A 19,263-nucleotide genomic window follows, 5' to 3' on the forward strand; every position below is an offset into this window, starting at 1 on the left:
AACTTTGAAAATTGTTTTAATGTTTTTTTTATTTAGTATTAGTCTTTTTGGTGCTGATTTTATCACTCTTAAAGAATACTCTAAAATGCTTTATGAAAATCCAAGGGGTATTAGTTGTAAAGAATGTCATGGAGCAGATGGAAGCGAACAAATTTTAGGATATTATATGAAAAATGGTATTAAAACAGCTTATAAGGTTCCAAGTATACAAAATCTTAGTTTTGAGAATTTTAAAAATTCTCTTAATCAGAGTAAAGACGCAAAATCAATCATGCCAAATTACTCTTTAACAAATGATGAAATTGTAACTTTATATAATTACATCAAGCAATTTAGCAAGGAAGAAAAATGACAAACAAAAAAGCTTTTAAAGAAGCGTGTAAATTCATCGCAGGTGGTGTAAATTCTCCAGTTCGTGCTTTTGCAAATGTTCAAAGTGAGCCAAAATTTATTTCCCATGGAAAAGGTGCTTATATTTTCGATATAGATGGAAATTCTTATATAGACTATGTTCAAAGCTGGGGGCCTTTACTTTTTGGACATTGCGATAAAGATATACAAAAAGCTTGTCAAAAAGCACTTCATAAAGGTTCAAGTTTTGGAGCTCCGACTTTATTAGAAACTGAACTTGCCAAACTTGTTTTATCTGATTTTCCTCATTTAGAAAAAATCCGCTTTGTAAGTAGTGGAACAGAAGCAACCATGAGTGCTATTCGTCTTGCCCGTGGCTTTACTAAAAAAGATAAAATTTTAAAATTTGAAGGATGTTATCACGGGCATTCTGATTCATTATTGGTGAGTGCAGGAAGTGGTGCTGCTACTTTTAACTCTCCTAGCTCCTTGGGTGTTTTAGAAGATGTAGCTAAACACACTTTAGTAGCAAAATATAATGATATAAATAGCGTTAAAGAGCTTTTTGAAAAAAATAAAGATATTGCATGTGTTATCATTGAGCCTATTGCTGGAAATATGGGGTTAGTTCCAGCTAAACAAGATTTTTTAGAAGAACTTGCTAAGATCTGTAAAAACAATCAAACTCTGCTGATTTTTGATGAAGTAATGAGTGGATATAGAGCATCTTACCTTGGTTCCTATGGAATCAATCATATCCAAGCAGATATAATTACTTTTGGCAAAGTAATAGGAGGCGGTCTACCTGCAGCAGCATTTGCTTCTAGAGCTGAAATTATGGATATTTTAAGTCCTTTGGGTGGAGTCTATCAAGCAGGAACTTTAAGTGGAAATCCTTTGGCAATGGCTGCAGGTATAGCAAGTCTTACAAAAGCCAAAAAGAAAACCAAGCTTTATGACAAGCTTGGAAAATTAGCAAAAAAACTTACCCAAGGAATGAAAAAATTAGCAGATGAAAAAGGACTTCCGCTACAAGTTTGTCATGTAGGTTCTATGTTTGGATACTTTTTCACCAAAGATCCTGTATCGAACTACCAAGATGCATTAAAATCTGATCTAGCATTATTTTCAAAATTTCACAAAAATATGCTTGAAAATGGAGTTTATTTAGCGCCTTCTCAATTTGAAACAGGCTTTATATGTTCAAAAATGGATGATAAAATTGTAGATACAACATTAGAAGCTGTTAGGGAAAGCTTTAAAAGAATATGAGCAATATTTTAAAAGAAGAAAAAAATCACTTAGAAAATTCCAACAGCAAAAGACAAAAAATCATTCGCAAAACTCTTGAAGCTGTGGATGGTTTAAGTCTTGGTATCTCTATGGTTATTGCTGTATTTATAGGTGTGGGAATAGGATATTTGCTTAAAAAATTTACTCCTTATCCTTGGCTTTTTTGGCTTGGAGTTTTTTGGGGGATCAGTGCTGCTATACTTAATGTTTATAAAGCTTATAAAGTTCAAGTAAAAAGCTATGAAGAATTTAAAGAAAGAGATGAGTTGATCAAAGAAAAAATTCAAAAAGAAAAGAACAAATAATGGAACATAAAAAAGCTCTATTTTGTATTTTTGCCATTATTCATTTATTTTTTTGGATCATATTTTTATCGTTAAATCATTTTAAATTAGACACATTTTTAAGCTATGAAATAGCTTTTTTTAGTGTTTTATTGATTATTTTTGTTTCTTATTTAAATTATAAAAAAGTCATTATAAAAAAATCAAAAAATTATGAAAAAGATTTTAATTTCATTTCATCACTTTTTATCAAAAAAAAACAAAATTTATCAAAAATTATTCATTTTAAAGTTCTAAAAGACGATTTAAAGCCAAATATTAAAGAGAAAATCCATTTTTTTGCTATGTTTTTTACTCTCTTTAAATTGATGGCTTATGTAATATTGGTTGCTGGATTTTTATTTTTACATCGCCAAGATAAATTAGATATCTTTGCTTATATTTGTGGAATTTCATCCTTGCTAGTTTGTGTGTTTATTTTTATTTTATATATAAAAAAGTATGAGTCCAAAAAAAATTATTAAATCAATGACAGCACTTTTTGCTGGTATGGCATTTTTATTTGCAGGTAATGCCTTGATAGTAAGCTCTATAGGTGTTATATTAAAAGAAAACGGAGAAAGTTCTTTAGCTGTTGGAGTGGTAAGTTCTTGTTTTTTTATAGGCGCTCTTGTTGGAACCATCAGTGCTCATAAAATTATTTCTCGTATAGGTCATATACGCTCTTTTGGGCTATTTGGGGCTATTTTTGGAATTTCAGCTATGCTTCATACAGTAAGCGAAAATCTTATTTTTTGGGCTGTTTTAAGATTTTTCATAGGGATTTGCTACTATGGTCTTTTAATAGTCATAGAATCATGGCTTAATGAAAAAAGCAAAAATGCCATTCGATCTAGAATTTTAGGTTTTTATGAAATTGTTTTTTATCTTGCTTTTGGTATTGGAGTTTTAATCATAGCGTTAAATTTAAGCAAACATAGTATATTTATTCTCAGTGCAACTTTGATTTTACTTTCATCTTTGCCTTTAAATTTGATTAAAATCAAAGAACCTGTTTTGCCCGCACCAAGTCCTATTTCTATACCTAAAATTTTTGATATAGCCCCTTTGGCTATCGTCACAAGCTTTATAGCTGGAATGCTTATAAATGGCTTTTTTTCTATGGCATCTTTATTTATACTTTTGCAAGGTTTTGATGCAAAAGCGGTTTCTTATTTTGTATTTTGTGGGGTTTTAGGTGGTTTTATTGCACAAACCATCATAGGAACTATTTCAGATAAACTTGGTCGCAAATTTGCCATTATCACTTGTGCAAGCATAGGATTTATCACTATGCTTATATTTATCTTTTTTAAACTTCACTTGTATATGCAATATTTTTTAGGAATTACTCTTGGTGTAGGAATATTTTGTTTATATGCTTTAGCACTTGCTAGAGCAAATGATGTTTTAGTAAGCAAAAATAAAGGCGTAGAGTTAGGTCGTGGTGTTCTTTTTTGCTATTCTTTGGGCTCTTTGTTTGGCCCTTTAATTTTAGGTTTTTTAATGCAATACTTTGAAATCAAAGGTTTTATATGGTTTTATATAGTTTCTTTAGCATTTTTAATTCTTTTTGCTATCAATAAACCAAATATTTTAAATAAAAAATTTAAGAAAAAGCCTGGAAATATGGTGATATTTGATGATTAATACTCAACTAGCAAGTCAAATTGCCAATACGCAAAAAAATGATTTAAAAGTAGATAACTCTACTTCAAAAGATAAAACAAATTTAAAGGACAATCCAAAAGAAGCACTTGCACAAGCTTTAAAGCAAAACTTAGGTTTAAGCAAGGACGCTAGTAGTGAAGAAATACTAGCAAAATTTGTTCAAAATGAAACAGGCACCAAATTAAAAGAACTTGTTAATAAACTTTTAGATCAAATCAATGCTCAAAAAAATCCCGATTCCCCTGTACTTAAACAAGGAAAAAATTTAAATTTAGCTCCTAATTTTGCTAATGAATTAAAAACTTTAAGCACAGAACTTGCAAAAAGCGATACTTTTACACAAGTTTTAGACAGATTAAATCAAATTTTAAAACCTGCCAGTGAAATAAAAAACAATAACTTAGCTCCTTTGTTTAAAAATTCGGGCGTATTTTTAGAAGCTAAATTAAAAGATGCCCTAAACGAAGAATTACTACCCAAAAGCTTTCACTCTCTTTTAAGTACAATTAAAGGTCTTAGTAGTGAAAAACTAAGCATTCAGATAGCCCAACTTGCAGATGCAAATTTAAGCCCAAAAGACACTCTAAAAGAATTAAAAAATATTATCAATTCTAACAAAAATGAAAATAAGCAAATTTTAAATCAAAGTTCTTTTAAAGCACTTTTAAATTTAAGTTCTAAATTGGAAAATTTTAAAAATTATATAAGTAAAAATCCCAGTCATGCTCAAGAAAAAATCACCCCTATAGCTAATAAAATTTTAAAAGAATTAAATTCCATCAAAAATGATTTTTTCAAAGCTCTTAATAAGCCAGAAAATTTAATGATAAAAGATCCAAACATCCTTAAGCAAACTGCTACCGCCTTTGAAAAACTTGAAAATACTTTAAAAAATATACTAGGCAATCAAGCTTCTAAAATACAAGATAAAGAAAATATTTTAGAAAATCTTTTAAGTAACAAAGAAAATATGAAAGAAGAAAAACTTAATCATAACACAAAAAACCAAGATGAAGAAAAACATATAAAAGCATCAAAAGAAGAAACTCTCACAGATGATACTAAAACCGATATTAAACAAGATTCAAAAAACGAAGAAAATTCACATGTAAAAGAAACTGATATAAAAGAAGATGAAAATTTAGATTCTGATATAAAAACTCACGAAGAAGATACTCAAGATACAAAAAATGATATTCAAAATAATGAAACAGAAAATAAGCCAGATAATGATATAAAAAATTCTACTCCAAACCAAGAAAAAATCAAAGATGAAAAACAAGAAAAATCAAAAGAAAATATCAAAGAAAATCCAAAATTTTATGAAACAAAAACAGAAAATAAAACTTCAATCAATACAAATACCAACACTTCAAATCCTAACACAAACAATACGCAAAATTTAAATAATTCTCAAAATATTCAATCTAACAATAACCAAACTATGCAAAATATTTTTAAAAATCAGGAATTTATAAAACAAAATATTATAAAAAATTTAGCATTTAATGTGGAAAATTTAGATCTAGAACAAGTGCAAGATTTAAGTAAAAATTTAAGCAATCTTTCTCGTAGACTTAATGAAAGTTTAAAAGAACTTGAACCTTATACTCAAAATGCCAAACTTAATCAAGCAGAACTTAAAAATCTCGAACACAAACTCAATCTTTCTACCAAAGATCTAGCGCAAATTAAACCAAAAACAGAACAAGATATAGCTGAATCTTTACATCATGATGTAAAATCAACACTTTTGCAAATTTCAAATTTAGCTAAAAATGAAGGCAATGAAGCTATATATAATCAAGCTAATCGTCTTTTAGCGCAAATTGAAATCAATCAGCTTATGTCTTTAGCTAATGATTCTATCAATACTTATCTGCCTTTTTCTTGGGATGATTTAAATGATTCTAAAATTATGTTTAGACGCGGAAAAAAGGATAAATTTTTTGCTCAGATTAAACTCGAATTTGCAAAACTTGGGGATTTGGAAATTCTTATTTCTTTAAATAATGAAAAATATATAGATATTAATATTATGGCAGAAAATATTGAATTTAGAAAAACCATCTATGAAAATGCCCATGAGCTTAAAAGAAATATCAATAAAGCAGGACTTTTAAGTGCAAATTTCTTTGTAGGTGATATCATAAGAAGTAAATTTGATACTAGAAATATGAAAAATTTAGATCTTGAAATGGGTATGGATAAAAAAGTATGAGCAAAATCAAAAGATCGATTAAAAAAGCTGTAGCTCTAGGCTATCAAAAAGAAAAAAACTCTGCCCCAAAAGTGCTTGCAAGTGGCAAAGGTGAAAGTGCTGCTAAAATTATTTCTTTAGCCAAGGAACACGGAGTTCCCATTAAAGAAGATGAAGATTTAATAGAAATTTTAAGCAAGCTTGACTTAGGTGATGAAATTCCACCTAATATGTATAAAGCTGTAGCTGAAGTTTTTGCCTTTATCTATCAAATGGCAAATAAAACTCCTAAAAACTAATCCGCTATTTTTTCTCCAAATTTAATACCCTGCCCTATCTTTAAATTAAAATTTAAAAGTCCTTTTTGAGAGATTAAAACTATAGTAGAACCCAGTTCAAAATTTCCTAGTTCTTCGCCTTTTTTGAAATTTAAATTTTCATATTTTCTAGTAAAATTATGAGAAATTTTAGCATTGGTTTGTATGCTTGTATCAAAATTAAAACGCATTTTTCCTACATTTTGTGCTCCCACAAAAACAAGCCAAAAAATGCCTTTTTCATTTTGACATTTCAAACTTACTCTTTCATTTTTTACATATAAATTACTAATGCGTTCTAAATGCTTTTCATTTACACTATAAAGCACTCCACTTGTGTAAGTTGCGCTTAAAATTTGCATATCACAAGGGCTGTGATAACGATGATAATCTTTTGGAGAAAGATAAATATTGACATAATCAAGCCCATTTTTAAGTTCATCTTTTTCAAAGCTATCTTTTAAAAGCTCCTCAACGCTATAAGTATGCCCTTTTATAGAAAAAGCAAAATGTTCTTCATTTGCTAAAAAAGTACTTCCACACTCTAAAATTTTGCCATCACTTGGACTGATAAAACCTTCTTCAAGTTTTCTTGAAATTTGCAAAGTTCTTGTAAAAAGAGCATTTAAACTCTTGTATTCACAAGGAGATTTAAATTCACTCATATCGATATTAAAATACTTAACATAATTTTCATTAATAACTTTTTGTATCATTTTAGGAAATTTAATCCCCGCTACAAAACCAAAAAGTCTCGAACTTTCTTTTGAAAAACTCATTTTTTTCCTTTTAAATTTAAAATAACTATTTCACTCGGAGCAAAAACTCTAAGACTTGGCCCCCAAAATCCTGCTCCACTACTCACATAAAGCTTGGTTTTTTCTCCTAAATCATAAAGCCCATGAACAAAACCTTGCTGAAGTTTAACTAAAAACATAAAAGGAAAAATTTGCCCTCCATGTGTATGCCCGCTTAAAACAAGATCAAAATCACTTAAATCATAAAGCAAAGCTGTTTTGGGTTGATGTGTGAGTAAAACACTAGGTTTGCTTGTATTTAAATCCACTTTTATTCTTGCTAAATCAGGAGCATATAAACCCTTATTAAGTCCGGCTAAATCCCCAAGTCCAGCAATATTTATAAAACCCAAATCTAAATTTTGATTGACTAAAATTTTCATATTAGTATGTTTTCTAAGTAAATCCAAAACTTCATTGATACCATGATAATACTCATGATTTCCCAAGGCATAAAAAGTTCCATAAGTGGAATTAAAATCATTAAGTTTTGAGATATAATTTTTTAAATCTTTAGGATTAGTATCAATCAGATCTCCTACTATTACAACCATATCAGGACTTTGCAAATTCACTTTAGTGATGAGCTTGTCTAAAAAATTTTCATGCAAATTTTTACCTAAATGTATATCAGTAAGCATGACAATTTTTAAATCTTGTTTAAGGTTTGGTATTTCAACATCAACACTCTTTACTTCAGGTGTTTTTAGAGCATTATTTATACTTACATAAATTAAAAACACACTTAAAACTATAAGAGAAAACTCGAAAATCAAACGCAAAATAAGATTATATTTTTTATCTCTTTTACCTATAAGAGCTAAAATCAATTTAATAAAATCCCAAGCTAAAGTCATAAAAAACAAACAATAAGTCGGCGCATAAAGCATGGCTAAAATTTCATACCAAGCATCACTTAAATATTCATCTCTACGAAATATTAAAAACACAGCTTGGGCCAAAAAAAGCACAATAAAAATAAAGACAAAAATTTTATAAAAATACTTAAAAAGAGTAATTTTCTTGATTAATCTTTTATAAATATAAACATTTGCTAAGCCAAAAATCAATAATACAATGAAAGAAAAAATTAAAAATATCATAAAAGTATTATAACCAAGTAAAATTAAATATCCGTATAAATTTTTCTGTTATAATAAACTTTTAAATAATTTTAAAGGCTATAAAATGTACCGTTTTGCACCTTCTCCCACAGGTGATATGCACATAGGAAATTTACGCGCAGCAATTTTTAACTATATCTGTGCAAGACAAAAAAATATGGATTTTATCTTACGTATTGAAGATACCGATAAGACTAGAAATATAGCAGGAAAAGAAGAAGAAATCAAAGAAATTTTAAATCTTTTTGGTATTTCATGGCAGCATTACTATATACAAAGTGAAAATTTAAAATTCCATCGCCAAATGGCTTTAAAACTTGTAAGTGAAAAAAAAGCTTTTGCTTGTTTTTGTACTGAAGAAGAACTTGAAGCAAAAAAAGAGCTGGCTAAAAAACAAGGTAAAGCTTATCGCTACGATGGCACTTGTGAAAAACTAGCCGATATCGATGTTTTAGAATGTGAAAAACCCTTTGTTATCCGTCTTAAAAAACCTACTCACACTATGAAATTTACAGATTTTATCAAAGGTGAATTAAGTTTTGAACCTGAAAACATAGACTCTTTTGTGATTATGAGAACGGATAAAACTCCAACTTATAATTTTGCTTGTGCGGTTGATGATATGCTTGAAAATGTTACTTGTATTGTACGCGGAGAAGATCATGTTTCAAACACTCCAAAACAAGAACATATCCGCGCAAGTTTAGACTATAATAAAGCCATAACTTATGCGCACTTGCCTATCATTTTAAACGAAGAAGGTGTTAAAATGAGCAAAAGAGAAGCACATTCTTCTGTAAAATGGCTACTTGAAAGTGGAATTTTACCTAGTGCAATCGCAAATTATCTGATCATGCTAGGCAATAAAACTCCTTGTGAAATTTTTACCTTAGAAGAGGCTATAAAATGGTTTGATATTTCTAAAGTTTCAAAAGCTCCAGCAAGATTTGATCTTAAAAAACTTTTGCAAATCAATCGCGAACATATCAAAATGATAAAAGATGATGAGCTTAATAAAATTTTAGATTTAAACAAAGATCTTGCACAACTTGCTAAATTTTACACTCAAGAAGCAAGCACCATAAAAGAACTTAAAGAAAAAATGCAGGCTATTTTTAGCACAAAAGACTTTGGCGAGTTTGAAACAGAATGTAAAATTTTAAAAGAACTCTTAAAAGATATTGAACTTTTTGAAAATTATGAAGATTTTAAAAATGAACTTTTAAGCAAAAGCAACTTAAAAGGTAAAAAATTTTTCATGCCTTTAAGAATAATTTTAACAGGAAGTATCCACGGACCTGAACTTAGCGATCTTTATCCTTATATTAAAAATTTTATTCACGAATTAGCAAGGATTTAACTATGGTTATAGACTCTTTTATTATTTCTATTTTTCAAGTACTACAAATTGTCATTAACATTTATACTTGGATTATTATCATCACAGCACTTTTAAGCTGGGTAAACCCTGATCCTTATAATCCCATAGTGCAAATTTTATATAAATTAAGTTATCCTGCTTACGCCTTAGTTAGAAAAATTCCAACACGCATTGGTAATATTGATCTTGCACCTTTGATTATAGTCTTAGCATTGCAGTTTCTTGGTATTTTTCTTGGGAATATCTTAAGGAGTATATTGTGATAAAAAAAATACTCATTTTTTTATTTATTTTTTCAAGTTTAAATGCTACACAATATAGCATAGAAAAACTCAAAAAAGAAGAAAATTCACTTGCTAAGGATTATTATATTTATAGGCTTTTAGAAAAAAATAAAATCAGTAAAAAAGATGCACAGGATTTAAATTCTCATATTTTTCGCTACATAGGAAAAATTAAATCCGAACTTGAAAAAATCATTCCTTTAAAGCCTTATATCAACCCAAAATATGCTAAATGCTATACCTATACAGCAAATACTATCTTAGATGCAAATTTAACTTGTCAAAGCGTGCGCTTAAATTCATTAGTTTTTATAGCGAGTTTAAATTCCAAAGACCGAACTACTTTAGCTCAAACCTTTGAAAATCAAAGACCTGATTTAACAAATTTATTGCTAGCTTTTAATACTTCTGATCCTATGAGCTATATGGTACAAAAAGAAGATATTAATGGTTTTTTTAAACTTTATAATTATTCTAAAAAATACGACTTAGATTTAAATACAAGTTTAGTCAATAAACTACCAAACCACATTGGTTTTAAAGATTTTGCACAAAATATTATTATTAAAAAAGAAAATCCAAAATTTAGACATTCTATGCTAGAAATAAATCCTGAAAATGTAAGTGAAGATTCTGCTTTCTATTTAGGAGTCAATGCCTTAACCTATGATAAAACAGAACTTGCTTATGACTTTTTTAAAAAGGCGGCTCAAAGTTTTAAATCGCAAAGTAACAAAGACAATGCTATATTTTGGATGTGGTTGATTAAAAACAATGAAGAAGATTTAAAAACTTTATCGCAAAGTTCTTCTTTAAATATTTATAGCCTTTACGCAAAAGAACTTACTAACACACCTTTTCCAAAGATAGAAAGCCTCAATCCAAGCAAGAAAAAAAATAATTTTAATATGCAAGATCCTTTTGCTTGGCAAAAAATAAACAAACAAATTCGCGATGCTAACGCAAGTCAACTAGATGTCTTGGCAAAAGAATTTGACACACAAGAAACCTTGCCTATTTATGCTTACATATTAGAACGCAAAAATAATTTTAAAAAACATTATTTTATAATGCCTTATTATGACAATATAAAAGACTATAATAAAACAAGACAAGCTTTAATTTTGGCTATTGCCAGACAAGAAAGTCGTTTTATTCCAACTGCTATTTCAGTTTCTTATGCTTTAGGCATGATGCAATTTATGCCATTTTTAGCCAATCACATAGGGGAAAAAGAATTAAAAATTCCAAATTTCGATCAAGATTTTATGTTTAAACCTGAAATAGCATATTACTTTGGAAATTATCATCTAAATTACCTTGAATCACGTTTAAAATCTCCACTTTTTGTCGCTTATGCTTATAATGGTGGTATAGGATTTACTAACCGTATGCTTGCAAGAAATGATATGTTTAAGACGGGCAAATTTGAACCTTTCTTGTCTATGGAGCTAGTTCCTTATCAAGAAAGCCGAATTTACGGAAAAAAAGTTCTAGCTAATTATATTGTGTATCGACATCTTCTGAACGATAGTATAAAGATTTCGGATATTTTTGAAAATTTAATTCAAAACAAGGCAAATGATCTAAACAAATCTTAGCTACAAGCCTAGTCTCTTCCTTGACACTAGGAAGAGATACTTTAAAATAATCAGTATAGTTATTTTGTATTATATATTTTAAATATTCATCATCCAGTTTTTCAATATTGGCTTTTTTATTATTGATAAAAACTTCTAAATTTTGAATTTTTAATGTATTTGGAGTAAAAGACAAGGCCAATACATCATCTTTACTTATCTTGTCTAGAATTGGGTTTAAATAAGACATGGTTACAATGGCATTAATCTTATCTTGTGTGATTTTGTATTTTTGAGTAAACATTAAAGTTTGAGATTTTAAATTTGTATCCACAATCGCCTGATCTTTTAAAGAACAAGCTCCAAGCAAAAAAGCACCTAAAATTACACTATAAATTTTCATTCTTTTTCCATATTTTTTAGTATTATTGTAGCCTTTTAACCCTATTTTTTGGTTTAAAAAGATATAATTTTACAAAAAAAATTAAGAGTATATTTTATGAAACAACTTATCATAGCTTTTAGCGGGCCTTCAAATTCAGGTAAAACTACACTCATCACCAAAATAGCTGATAGTTTTTTACAACAAAATTTAAAAGTTTTAATCATTAAACACGATCCTGCCGATAAAGCTCAATTTGATTTTAACGGTAAAGATAGTTTTAAATTTTTTCAAAGTGGAGCTGAAGTCATGGTTTTAAGCCCTACAAGAACAACTTTTTTTTCTCATAAAAATAGAGATATTTTAAAAGCTTTAAAATTAAGCCCTGATTTTGACATTTGTTTGGTTGAAGGATTGAAAACTCTTGATTTACCACGCATTAGCGTATTTTGCAAAGAAATTGATGAAAGTTATTTTACTTTTTCAAACGCCATTGCAAGCTATGAAAAAATTTCTCACCCTTATCTTACTTGGCTTGATTTAAACGATATACAAGCTATTTGTCGATACATACTTAAAAATGCTAAAAATTTACAAGGAGAATTATAAAATGCAAGAAGTGATTTCTTATATACAAAAAGCGGTTTTAGAAATTTCTAACGCTTTAAAATTTCCCGATACAAGCTACAGTCAAAATCAAAATTTTACAGGCGATACCCAACTTAAATTTGATGTTTTAAGCGATGAAATCATCACAAAAACCCTAAGTCAATGTTCAAGCATTAAAGCCATCATAAGTGAAGAAAAAGACGAAATTTTAATGCTTAACGAGAGGGCAAATTTTATCGTAGCTTATGATCCTTTAGATGGTTCTAGCTTAATGGATGTTAATTTTGCCATAGGTTCTATTTTTGCCATCTATGAAGAAAAAGCAAATGCCAAAAATTTAAGAGCTGCACTTTATAGTATGTATGGAGCGCGCTTAGAACTTGTAATTTGCAAAGATCAACCAAAACTTTATCGCCTAAATGCAAATAATGAATTTATTTTTATAAAAGATCTTAAAATGAATGAAAAAGGCAAGATTAATGCTACAGGCGGAACGCAAAAATTTTGGGAAGAAAAACACGCTAATTTTATCAAAAGTCTCTTTGATGAAGGATATCGCTTAAGATATTCTGGAGCCATGGTAAGCGATATCAATCAAATTTTATTAAAAGGGGGTGGGATTTTTAGTTATCCTGCAACACAAGATGCGCCTAATGGCAAACTTCGTGCTTTTTTTGAAGTCTTTCCTTTAGCCTTTATTATAGAAAAAGCAGGCGGAAAAACCACAAATGGAAAAAATCACTCCTTACTTGAACTTGAATTTGATAAAATCCATGCTACAACTCCTTGTTTTTTTGGCTCAGAATATGAAATTTCAAAACTTTTAAAGGCTTACAATGAATGAAACTAGAGATGAATTTGAGCAAGATATGGATAAAAAGAAAGAAATTTTACTTTCATGTCAAAACTCAAAAAACCTAAACTCTTGTTATAATTGCAATGAAATTTTTAACTGCCAAACTAGAAAAAATTATGTTGATGCAGTCTATAATAGTATGTCTAAGGGTAAAACCGAAGGCGGATTTGACTTTTAAAGGAAAAAAATGCGTTATATTACAACACCAATTTATTATGTAAATGATGTACCTCATTTAGGTCATGCTTATACTACCATCATAGCCGATACTTTAGCAAGATTTTATCGTTTGCAAGGACATGAAACAAGATTTCTAACAGGAACAGATGAGCATGGACAAAAAATCGAAGAAGCTGCCAAACTAAGAAATTCCACCCCTCAAGAATATGCTGATAAAATCAGTTTTGAATTTAAAAAATTATGGGATGAATTTGAAATCACCTATGATATTTACGCAAGAACAACTGATACAAGGCATATTGAATTTGTTAAAGCTATGTTTTTAAAAATGTGGCAAAAAGGTGATATTTATAAAGATGAATACGAAGGACACTATTGTATTTCTTGTGAAAGCTTTTTTACTCAAAGTCAGCTTATCAATGATTGTTCTTGTCCAGATTGTGGCAAACAAACTAGAATTTTAAAAGAGGAAAGCTATTTTTTCAAACTTTCAAAATATCAAGATAAAATTTTACAATGGTATGAAGAAAAAGATCCCATCCTACCAAAAAACAAAAAAAACGAACTTATAAATTTTGTCCAAAGCGGCCTTAAAGATCTTTCCATTACAAGAACAAGTTTTGATTGGGGGATTAAACTGCCTCAAAAAATTAATGATGATAAACATATTATTTATGTATGGCTTGATGCACTTTTTATCTATATAAGTTCGCTTGATTTTCAAAGCAAGGGAGAAAATGCTAAATTTTGGCCTGCGCATGTGCATTTAGTAGGAAAAGATATCTTGCGTTTTCATGCCATTTATTGGCCAGCTTTTTTAATGAGCGTGGATTTGCCTTTGCCAAAATTTATAGGTGCACATGGCTGGTGGACTAAAGAAGGTGAAAAAATGAGTAAATCTAAAGGCAATGTTGTAAAACCTAAAGAAATAGTTGATGCTTATGGAAGCGAAGCTTTTAGATATTTCTTGCTTAGAGAAGTGCCTTTTGGTAATGATGGGGATTTTAGCGAAAATATGCTGATAAATCGTATCAATGCTGAACTCAGCAATGAATTTGGAAATTTACTTAATCGCATTATAGGTATGAGTACAAAATATGCTCAAGGAAATATTTCAAAAGAAGGTGTTTTAAAATTTTACAATGCCGAACTAAATCAAGCAAAAGAGCACTTAAATTTAGCGGTAGAATTTTTAGAAAACTTACAGTGTAATCGTTATTTAGAAGAACTTTTTAAAGCCTTAAGTGTGGCAAATTTAGCCATTAGCAAATACGAACCTTGGAATTTAATCAAAGAAAACAAACACGAACAAGCTAATGCTTTAGTGGCACTTTGTGCAAATATTTTAGCCAAAACAAGTCTTTTATTAAGCCCCGCTCTACCAAAGTCTTGTCAAAAGGTGGCCTTAGCTTTAAATTTTGAAATTTCATCTACAAATTATGCAAAAATGATACTTGATAATGAACTTTTAGATTTTAAAGCAAATCCTTGCGAAGCTTTATTTCCAAAAGTAGAAAAAGCTCTTTTAAAACAAGAAATTAAAGAAGAACCTAAAAAAGAAGAAAGTCCTAAAATAAAAATCGATGATTTTGCAAAAATTGAAATCAAAGTTGCTAAGGTACTTGATTGTCAAAATATAGAAGGGAGTGAAAAACTTTTAAAATTTCAACTCGAACTTGACAATAAAGAAATCCGTCAAGTACTCTCAGGCATAGCAAAATACTATAAAGCCAGTGATTTAATCGGTAAACAAGTATGTGTTATAAGTAATCTTAAAAAAGCTAAAATTTTTGGACATGAAAGCGATGGTATGATACTTTCTGCAAAAAGCGGAGATAAACTTGTTTTAATCACCCCTGAACAACTTGTACAAAACGGTTCTTTAGTAGGCTAAAATATGCAAATTAGCAATTTAGGCGAACTTTTAAACGCAACGCTCATTCATGAAGGTAGCGTTTTAAGCGTGGAAGGTTTTGCCATAAATTTAAACGAACTTAAAACAGGCTTTGCCTTCTTTAATAACGATAAAAAAGAAATTACCCAAGCTATAAAAAAAGGCGCTTATGCTATAATTACAGAAAATGACATTACTGTTGAAGATAAAGAAATTTTTTACTTTAAAGTAGAAAATCTAGAACAAGCTCTTGTAAGATTTTTACGCTTTTTTTGCGAAGATAAAGAATGTGAATTTTTGCTTTTTAAATCTTACGAACTAAGTCTTTGCAAGGCTTTTTATTTTAACATTTTAAAAGGAAATATTTTTGCTGATTTTGAAAAACTAATCAAAGCAAAAAAGGGTGAAATTTTTTGCTACTGTGAAGAAAATTACTTAAATAAACTTTGTGCCTATTCTCATAGTCTAAAAGATGCTAATTTTACTTTATTATCGCGATCTAGCTTCTTTTTTACAACTTTGATTTGTGAAAATTTATATTTTAAAAATCTTAATTTGCCTTTTTTTTACGCAAATAGTTTTGCAAAAATTATTTCTTTTTTAAAAGAAAAAAATCAAAAAATAATATTTGACTTTAATAAGATTGATGATTTTAAAATTTATTTTATTGATGATAAATTTGAAATCACTCCTTTTGGTTCAAGCTCTCAAGCGTTTATTGTAAGCAACAACCAAAATACCTTTGAATTCTGGAAAGAAAAATTTAAAAACATAAAAGACTTTAAAATTGCTTCTAAAAATTCTTTATTTTGCGATTTTTCCTATAATCAGCTTTCAGATTTAAGAAAATTAAAAAATTTTAAATATTGTTTAATTCTTGAAAATTATGATATTTTTGAACAAGAATTTGAAAACAAAGAAAATCAAACCCCAAGCTTATTTTAAATTCACTCCTTCATTTTCAAGCAAAAATCTTTTTATTTCAAGCCCTCCATTATATCCTCCTATGCCATTGCTTGCAATAACTCTATGACAAGGTATAAAAATAGGAATTTGATTTTTAGAATTTGCATTTCCGACAGCTCTAAAAGCTTTTGGATGATTGATTTTTTCTGCTATATCTTTATAAGTAGCTATTTTGCCATAAGGAATTTTCATTAAAGCCCTATAAACCTTTGATTCAAAGTCTGTACCTTGTATCAAAACAGGAATGCTAAATTTTCTAAGCTTATGAGTAAAATATAAATCAAGTTCATATTTTGCTAAGTCAAGCAAACTACAATTTTTTTCTGATCTTTTATTATCACAAAAATCAACTCTAGTTAAAAATTTTCCATCACTATGTAAAGATAGGTAACATAAAGGCATTTTATAATAAACTTTAAACATTTTTTATCCTTCAAAGAGCTACAATTATAATAAAAAATATTTAAGGAGTAGAAAATGTCTTTTATGCAAGAATACAATAAACTTGTTGAAGAAAGAGCCGCTTTGGGTATACCACCCCTTCCTTTAAATGCAAATCAAACTAAAGAACTTTGTAAACTACTTGAAAATGAAAATAATGAAGAGCTTGCAAATCTTTTAGAAAATAGAGTAAATCCTGGTGTTGATGATGCAGCTTTAGTAAAATGTGAATTTTTAGATTCTATACTTAAAGGCAAAATCAGTGCTCCAAATATAGACAAAAAAAGAGCCTTAAGAATGCTTGGAACTATGCTAGGCGGATATAATGTTAAAGTTTTAATCGATGCCTTAAAAGATGAAAACATAGCCAAAGATTCTGCAGAAGTGTTGAAAAATATTATTTTTGTACATGATAATTTTCATACCATAGCTGAACTTAGTAAAAACAATCCACACGCTAAAGAAGTTTTACAAAGCTGGGCAAATGCGGACTGGTTTAACAAAAAAGAAAAATTACCTCAAGTGATTAAATGTATAGTTTTCAAAGTAGCAGGCGAAACAAATACCGACGATCTAAGTCCTGCAGGAGATGCTTTTACAAGAAGCGATATTCCTTTGCATGCAAATGCCATGCTAAAGGTAAGACAAGCAGGATCCTTAGAGAAAATCAAAGAGCTTAAAAAAAGCGGTCGCGAAGTAGTTTATGTAGGTGATGTTGTAGGAACAGGTTCGAGTAGAAAATCAGCAATAAATTCTATACAATGGCACTTAGGAAAAGAAATAGAAGGGGTACCAAACAAGCACAGCGGTGGTATAGTAATGGGTTCAACCATAGCACCGATTTTCTTTAACACTGCTCAAGATAGCGGAGCTTTACCTATCATCTGCGATGTAACAAACTTAGAAATGGGCGATGAGTTTGAAATTCATCCTTATGAGGGAAAAATCATAAAAAATGGCTCTACAATCGCAGAATTTACACTCAGTCCAAACACTCTCTTAGATGAAGTTAGAGCAGGAGGAAGAATCCCACTTATCATAGGTCGTGGGCTTTGTGCTAAGGCTAGAGAATTTTTAGGCATGGAAAGCGAAAATATCTTTACCAAACCTGAACAACCTAAATCTTCAAGCGGTGGTTATACCTTAGCTCAAAAAATGCTAGGTCATGCCTGTGGAGTTGAAGGTGTGCGTCCAGGTATGTATATAGAACCTATGACTTTAACTGTAGGCTCTCAAGATACCACAGGTCCTATGACTAGAGATGAAATTAAAGAACTTGCAAGCCTAGGTTTTAATGCAGACTTTGTTATGCAAAGCTTTTGCCATACAGCTGCTTATCCAAAAGTAAGCGATTCAAATTTACATAAAACTTTGCCCAATTTCATGACAAGTCGTGGTGGGGTGAGTTTAAAACCAGGTGATGGGGTTATCCACTCTTGGCTTAATCGTTTTGTATTGCCAGATACCGTAGGAACAGGTGGGGATTCTCACACACGCTTTCCTATAGGAATTTCTTTCCCTGCAGGAAGTGGACTTGTGGCTTTTGCTGCGGTTACTGGTTCTATGCCTTTAAATGTCCCTGAAAGTGTTTTAGTGCGTTTTAGCGGGGAATTACAAGCTGGAGTTACCTTAAGAGATTTGGTTAATGCTATACCTTATTATGCAATCAAACAAGGACAACTTACCGTTGAAAAGAAAAATAAGAAAAATATTTTTGCAGGAAAAATTTTAGAAATAGAAGGCTTACCAAACTTAAAAGTCGAACAAGCTTTTGAACTTAGTGATGCAAGTGCTGAAAGATCTGCAGCTGCTTGCAGTGTGGATTTAAGCATAGAAAGTGTAAGCGAATATATCAAATCCAATATTTCTTTAATTGAAGCTATGATAGAAGCAGGATATGAGAATAAAGCTACCCTTGCTAGAAGGGCTGAAAAAATGAGAGAATGGCTTAAAAACCCTACTCTTTTAAGAGCAGATAAAGATGCAAAATACGCTTATATTATAGATATTAATCTTAATGACATTAAAGAGCCAATCCTAGCTTGTCCAAATGACCCTGATGATGTGGCAACCTTAAGCGAAATTTTAGCCGATGATAAGCGTCCAAAAAATATAGATGAAGTTTTTGTAGGTTCTTGTATGACAAACATAGGACATTATAGAGCTTTAGGAGAAATTTTAAAAGATAAAGGCATACTTAAAACCAGACTTTGGGTAGTGCCTCCAACAAAAATGGATAAAGCACAACTTACCAATGAAGGTTATTACAGCATCTTTGGCGCAGCAGGTGCTAGAATAGAAGTTCCTGGTTGTTCTTTGTGTATGGGTAATCAAGCTAGAGTAAATGATGGAGCTGTAGTTTTCTCAACTTCTACAAGAAATTTTGACAACCGTATGGGAATGGGTGCTAAAGTATATTTAGGCAGTGCAGAACTTGCGGCAGTTTGTGCGATTTTGGGTAAAATTCCAAGCAAGGAAGAATACTTACAAATTGTCAGCGAAAAACTAAGTGATGAGCATAAGGCAAATATCTATAGATATTTAAATTTTAATGAGATTGAAAATTTCAAACTTGAAAATTAATTCAAATTTAATACTTATTTGGATTAAATAA

Annotated in this window: 20 protein-coding genes; 16 read left to right on the plus strand and 4 right to left on the minus strand. The window is 29.8% G+C overall.

What is annotated here, in order from left to right; translation table 11 throughout:
- Nucleotides 1-4: 4 nt before the first annotated feature.
- The 7 genes from AJ881_RS08185 to AJ881_RS08215 are packed head-to-tail and all read left to right on the plus strand — an operon-like array spanning nucleotide 5 to nucleotide 6,137.
- Entirely contained in the window at nucleotides 5-352 is a 348-nt protein-coding gene (locus AJ881_RS08185) for a c-type cytochrome (protein WP_002852485.1), read from the plus strand.
- The gene (hemL, locus tag AJ881_RS08190) at nucleotides 349-1,623 is read left to right on the plus strand and encodes a glutamate-1-semialdehyde 2,1-aminomutase (protein ID WP_070252947.1); all 1,275 of its coding nucleotides are present in this window, start codon (nucleotides 349-351) and stop codon (nucleotides 1,621-1,623) included. Before AJ881_RS08185 ends, hemL begins: the two co-directional genes overlap by 4 nt.
- Nucleotides 1,620-1,949, plus strand: coding sequence for an AtpZ/AtpI family protein (locus AJ881_RS08195; protein WP_070252946.1), 330 nt, complete (start codon nucleotides 1,620-1,622; stop codon nucleotides 1,947-1,949). The genes hemL and AJ881_RS08195 overlap by 4 nt, the downstream gene beginning before the upstream one ends.
- Nucleotides 1,949-2,452: a hypothetical protein gene (locus AJ881_RS08200; RefSeq protein WP_070252945.1), complete on the plus strand. Its 504-nt coding sequence runs from the start codon at nucleotides 1,949-1,951 to the stop codon at nucleotides 2,450-2,452. Before AJ881_RS08195 ends, AJ881_RS08200 begins: the two co-directional genes overlap by 1 nt.
- Nucleotides 2,430-3,617 (plus strand): MFS transporter, encoded by a 1,188-nt coding sequence (locus AJ881_RS08205; RefSeq protein ID WP_070252944.1) that lies wholly within the window; start codon nucleotides 2,430-2,432, stop codon nucleotides 3,615-3,617. The genes AJ881_RS08200 and AJ881_RS08205 overlap by 23 nt, the downstream gene beginning before the upstream one ends.
- Nucleotides 3,610-5,859 carry a flagellar hook-length control protein FliK gene (locus AJ881_RS08210; RefSeq protein ID WP_070242816.1) on the plus strand — a complete coding sequence of 750 codons (2,250 nt, stop codon included), beginning with the start codon at nucleotides 3,610-3,612 and terminating at the stop codon, nucleotides 5,857-5,859. The genes AJ881_RS08205 and AJ881_RS08210 overlap by 8 nt, the downstream gene beginning before the upstream one ends.
- Nucleotides 5,856-6,137, plus strand: a complete 282-nt coding sequence (locus AJ881_RS08215) for a FlhB-like flagellar biosynthesis protein (protein ID WP_002852641.1) — start codon at nucleotides 5,856-5,858, stop codon at nucleotides 6,135-6,137. Before AJ881_RS08210 ends, AJ881_RS08215 begins: the two co-directional genes overlap by 4 nt.
- On the opposite strand, the gene AJ881_RS08220 is transcribed toward AJ881_RS08215, so the two are convergent.
- Both AJ881_RS08220 and AJ881_RS08225 read right to left on the minus strand, forming a co-directional pair.
- The gene (locus tag AJ881_RS08220) at nucleotides 6,134-6,934 is read right to left on the minus strand and encodes a phosphatidylserine decarboxylase (protein WP_070252943.1); all 801 of its coding nucleotides are present in this window, start codon (nucleotides 6,932-6,934) and stop codon (nucleotides 6,134-6,136) included. The two genes, AJ881_RS08215 and AJ881_RS08220, sit on opposite strands and share 4 nt — an antisense overlap.
- A complete protein-coding gene (locus tag AJ881_RS08225; protein ID WP_070252942.1) occupies nucleotides 6,931-8,055 on the minus strand; it encodes a metallophosphoesterase in 1,125 nt (374 codons plus the stop codon). Before AJ881_RS08225 ends, AJ881_RS08220 begins: the two co-directional genes overlap by 4 nt.
- 85 nt (nucleotides 8,056-8,140) lie before the next feature.
- Here AJ881_RS08225 and gltX point away from each other — a divergent pair, with 85 nt between their 5' ends.
- The 3 genes from gltX to AJ881_RS08240 are packed head-to-tail and all read left to right on the plus strand — an operon-like array spanning nucleotide 8,141 to nucleotide 11,342.
- Nucleotides 8,141-9,436 carry a glutamate--tRNA ligase gene (gene gltX, locus AJ881_RS08230; RefSeq protein WP_070283225.1) on the plus strand — a complete coding sequence of 432 codons (1,296 nt, stop codon included), beginning with the start codon at nucleotides 8,141-8,143 and terminating at the stop codon, nucleotides 9,434-9,436.
- Nucleotides 9,437-9,438: 2 nt separating this feature from the next.
- On the plus strand, nucleotides 9,439-9,720 hold the full coding sequence (locus tag AJ881_RS08235) for a YggT family protein (RefSeq protein ID WP_002852501.1): 282 nt from the start codon (nucleotides 9,439-9,441) through the stop codon (nucleotides 9,718-9,720).
- Complete coding sequence (locus tag AJ881_RS08240) at nucleotides 9,717-11,342, plus strand: lytic transglycosylase domain-containing protein (protein WP_079676189.1); 1,626 nt, start codon at nucleotides 9,717-9,719, stop codon at nucleotides 11,340-11,342. Before AJ881_RS08235 ends, AJ881_RS08240 begins: the two co-directional genes overlap by 4 nt.
- Here AJ881_RS08240 and AJ881_RS08245 read toward each other — a convergent pair.
- Nucleotides 11,239-11,724, minus strand: a complete 486-nt coding sequence (locus AJ881_RS08245; protein WP_002861482.1) for a hypothetical protein — start codon at nucleotides 11,722-11,724, stop codon at nucleotides 11,239-11,241. The two genes, AJ881_RS08240 and AJ881_RS08245, sit on opposite strands and share 104 nt — an antisense overlap.
- A gap of 96 nt (nucleotides 11,725-11,820) precedes the next feature.
- Here AJ881_RS08245 and mobB point away from each other — a divergent pair, with 96 nt between their 5' ends.
- From mobB to AJ881_RS08270, 5 genes are read left to right on the plus strand one after another with little or no spacing between them, the layout of a single operon-like run.
- Nucleotides 11,821-12,312 (plus strand): molybdopterin-guanine dinucleotide biosynthesis protein B, encoded by a 492-nt coding sequence (mobB, locus tag AJ881_RS08250; RefSeq protein ID WP_052950028.1) that lies wholly within the window; start codon nucleotides 11,821-11,823, stop codon nucleotides 12,310-12,312.
- 1 nt (nucleotide 12,313) lies between these two features.
- Nucleotides 12,314-13,156 carry a class 1 fructose-bisphosphatase gene (locus AJ881_RS08255; protein ID WP_052950026.1) on the plus strand — a complete coding sequence of 281 codons (843 nt, stop codon included), beginning with the start codon at nucleotides 12,314-12,316 and terminating at the stop codon, nucleotides 13,154-13,156.
- The gene (locus tag AJ881_RS08260) at nucleotides 13,149-13,346 is read left to right on the plus strand and encodes a hypothetical protein (protein WP_002861479.1); all 198 of its coding nucleotides are present in this window, start codon (nucleotides 13,149-13,151) and stop codon (nucleotides 13,344-13,346) included. The genes AJ881_RS08255 and AJ881_RS08260 overlap by 8 nt, the downstream gene beginning before the upstream one ends.
- Nucleotides 13,347-13,355: 9 nt before the next feature.
- On the plus strand, nucleotides 13,356-15,242 hold the full coding sequence (gene metG / locus AJ881_RS08265; RefSeq protein WP_070252940.1) for a methionine--tRNA ligase: 1,887 nt from the start codon (nucleotides 13,356-13,358) through the stop codon (nucleotides 15,240-15,242).
- A gap of 3 nt (nucleotides 15,243-15,245) precedes the next feature.
- The gene (locus AJ881_RS08270) at nucleotides 15,246-16,187 is read left to right on the plus strand and encodes a hypothetical protein (RefSeq protein WP_070252939.1); all 942 of its coding nucleotides are present in this window, start codon (nucleotides 15,246-15,248) and stop codon (nucleotides 16,185-16,187) included.
- Here AJ881_RS08270 and AJ881_RS08275 read toward each other — a convergent pair.
- Nucleotides 16,179-16,631, minus strand: coding sequence for a methylated-DNA--[protein]-cysteine S-methyltransferase (locus AJ881_RS08275; protein ID WP_002892517.1), 453 nt, complete (start codon nucleotides 16,629-16,631; stop codon nucleotides 16,179-16,181). The genes AJ881_RS08270 and AJ881_RS08275 overlap by 9 nt on opposite strands.
- A gap of 54 nt (nucleotides 16,632-16,685) precedes the next feature.
- Here AJ881_RS08275 and AJ881_RS08280 point away from each other — a divergent pair, with 54 nt between their 5' ends.
- Nucleotides 16,686-19,232, plus strand: coding sequence for a bifunctional aconitate hydratase 2/2-methylisocitrate dehydratase (locus AJ881_RS08280; RefSeq protein WP_070252938.1), 2,547 nt, complete (start codon nucleotides 16,686-16,688; stop codon nucleotides 19,230-19,232).
- The last annotated feature ends 31 nt before the right edge of the window (nucleotides 19,233-19,263 follow it).

This window comes from Campylobacter sp. BCW_6460 (assembly GCF_001762705.1).
Lineage (GTDB): Bacteria > Campylobacterota > Campylobacteria > Campylobacterales > Campylobacteraceae > Campylobacter_D > Campylobacter_D jejuni.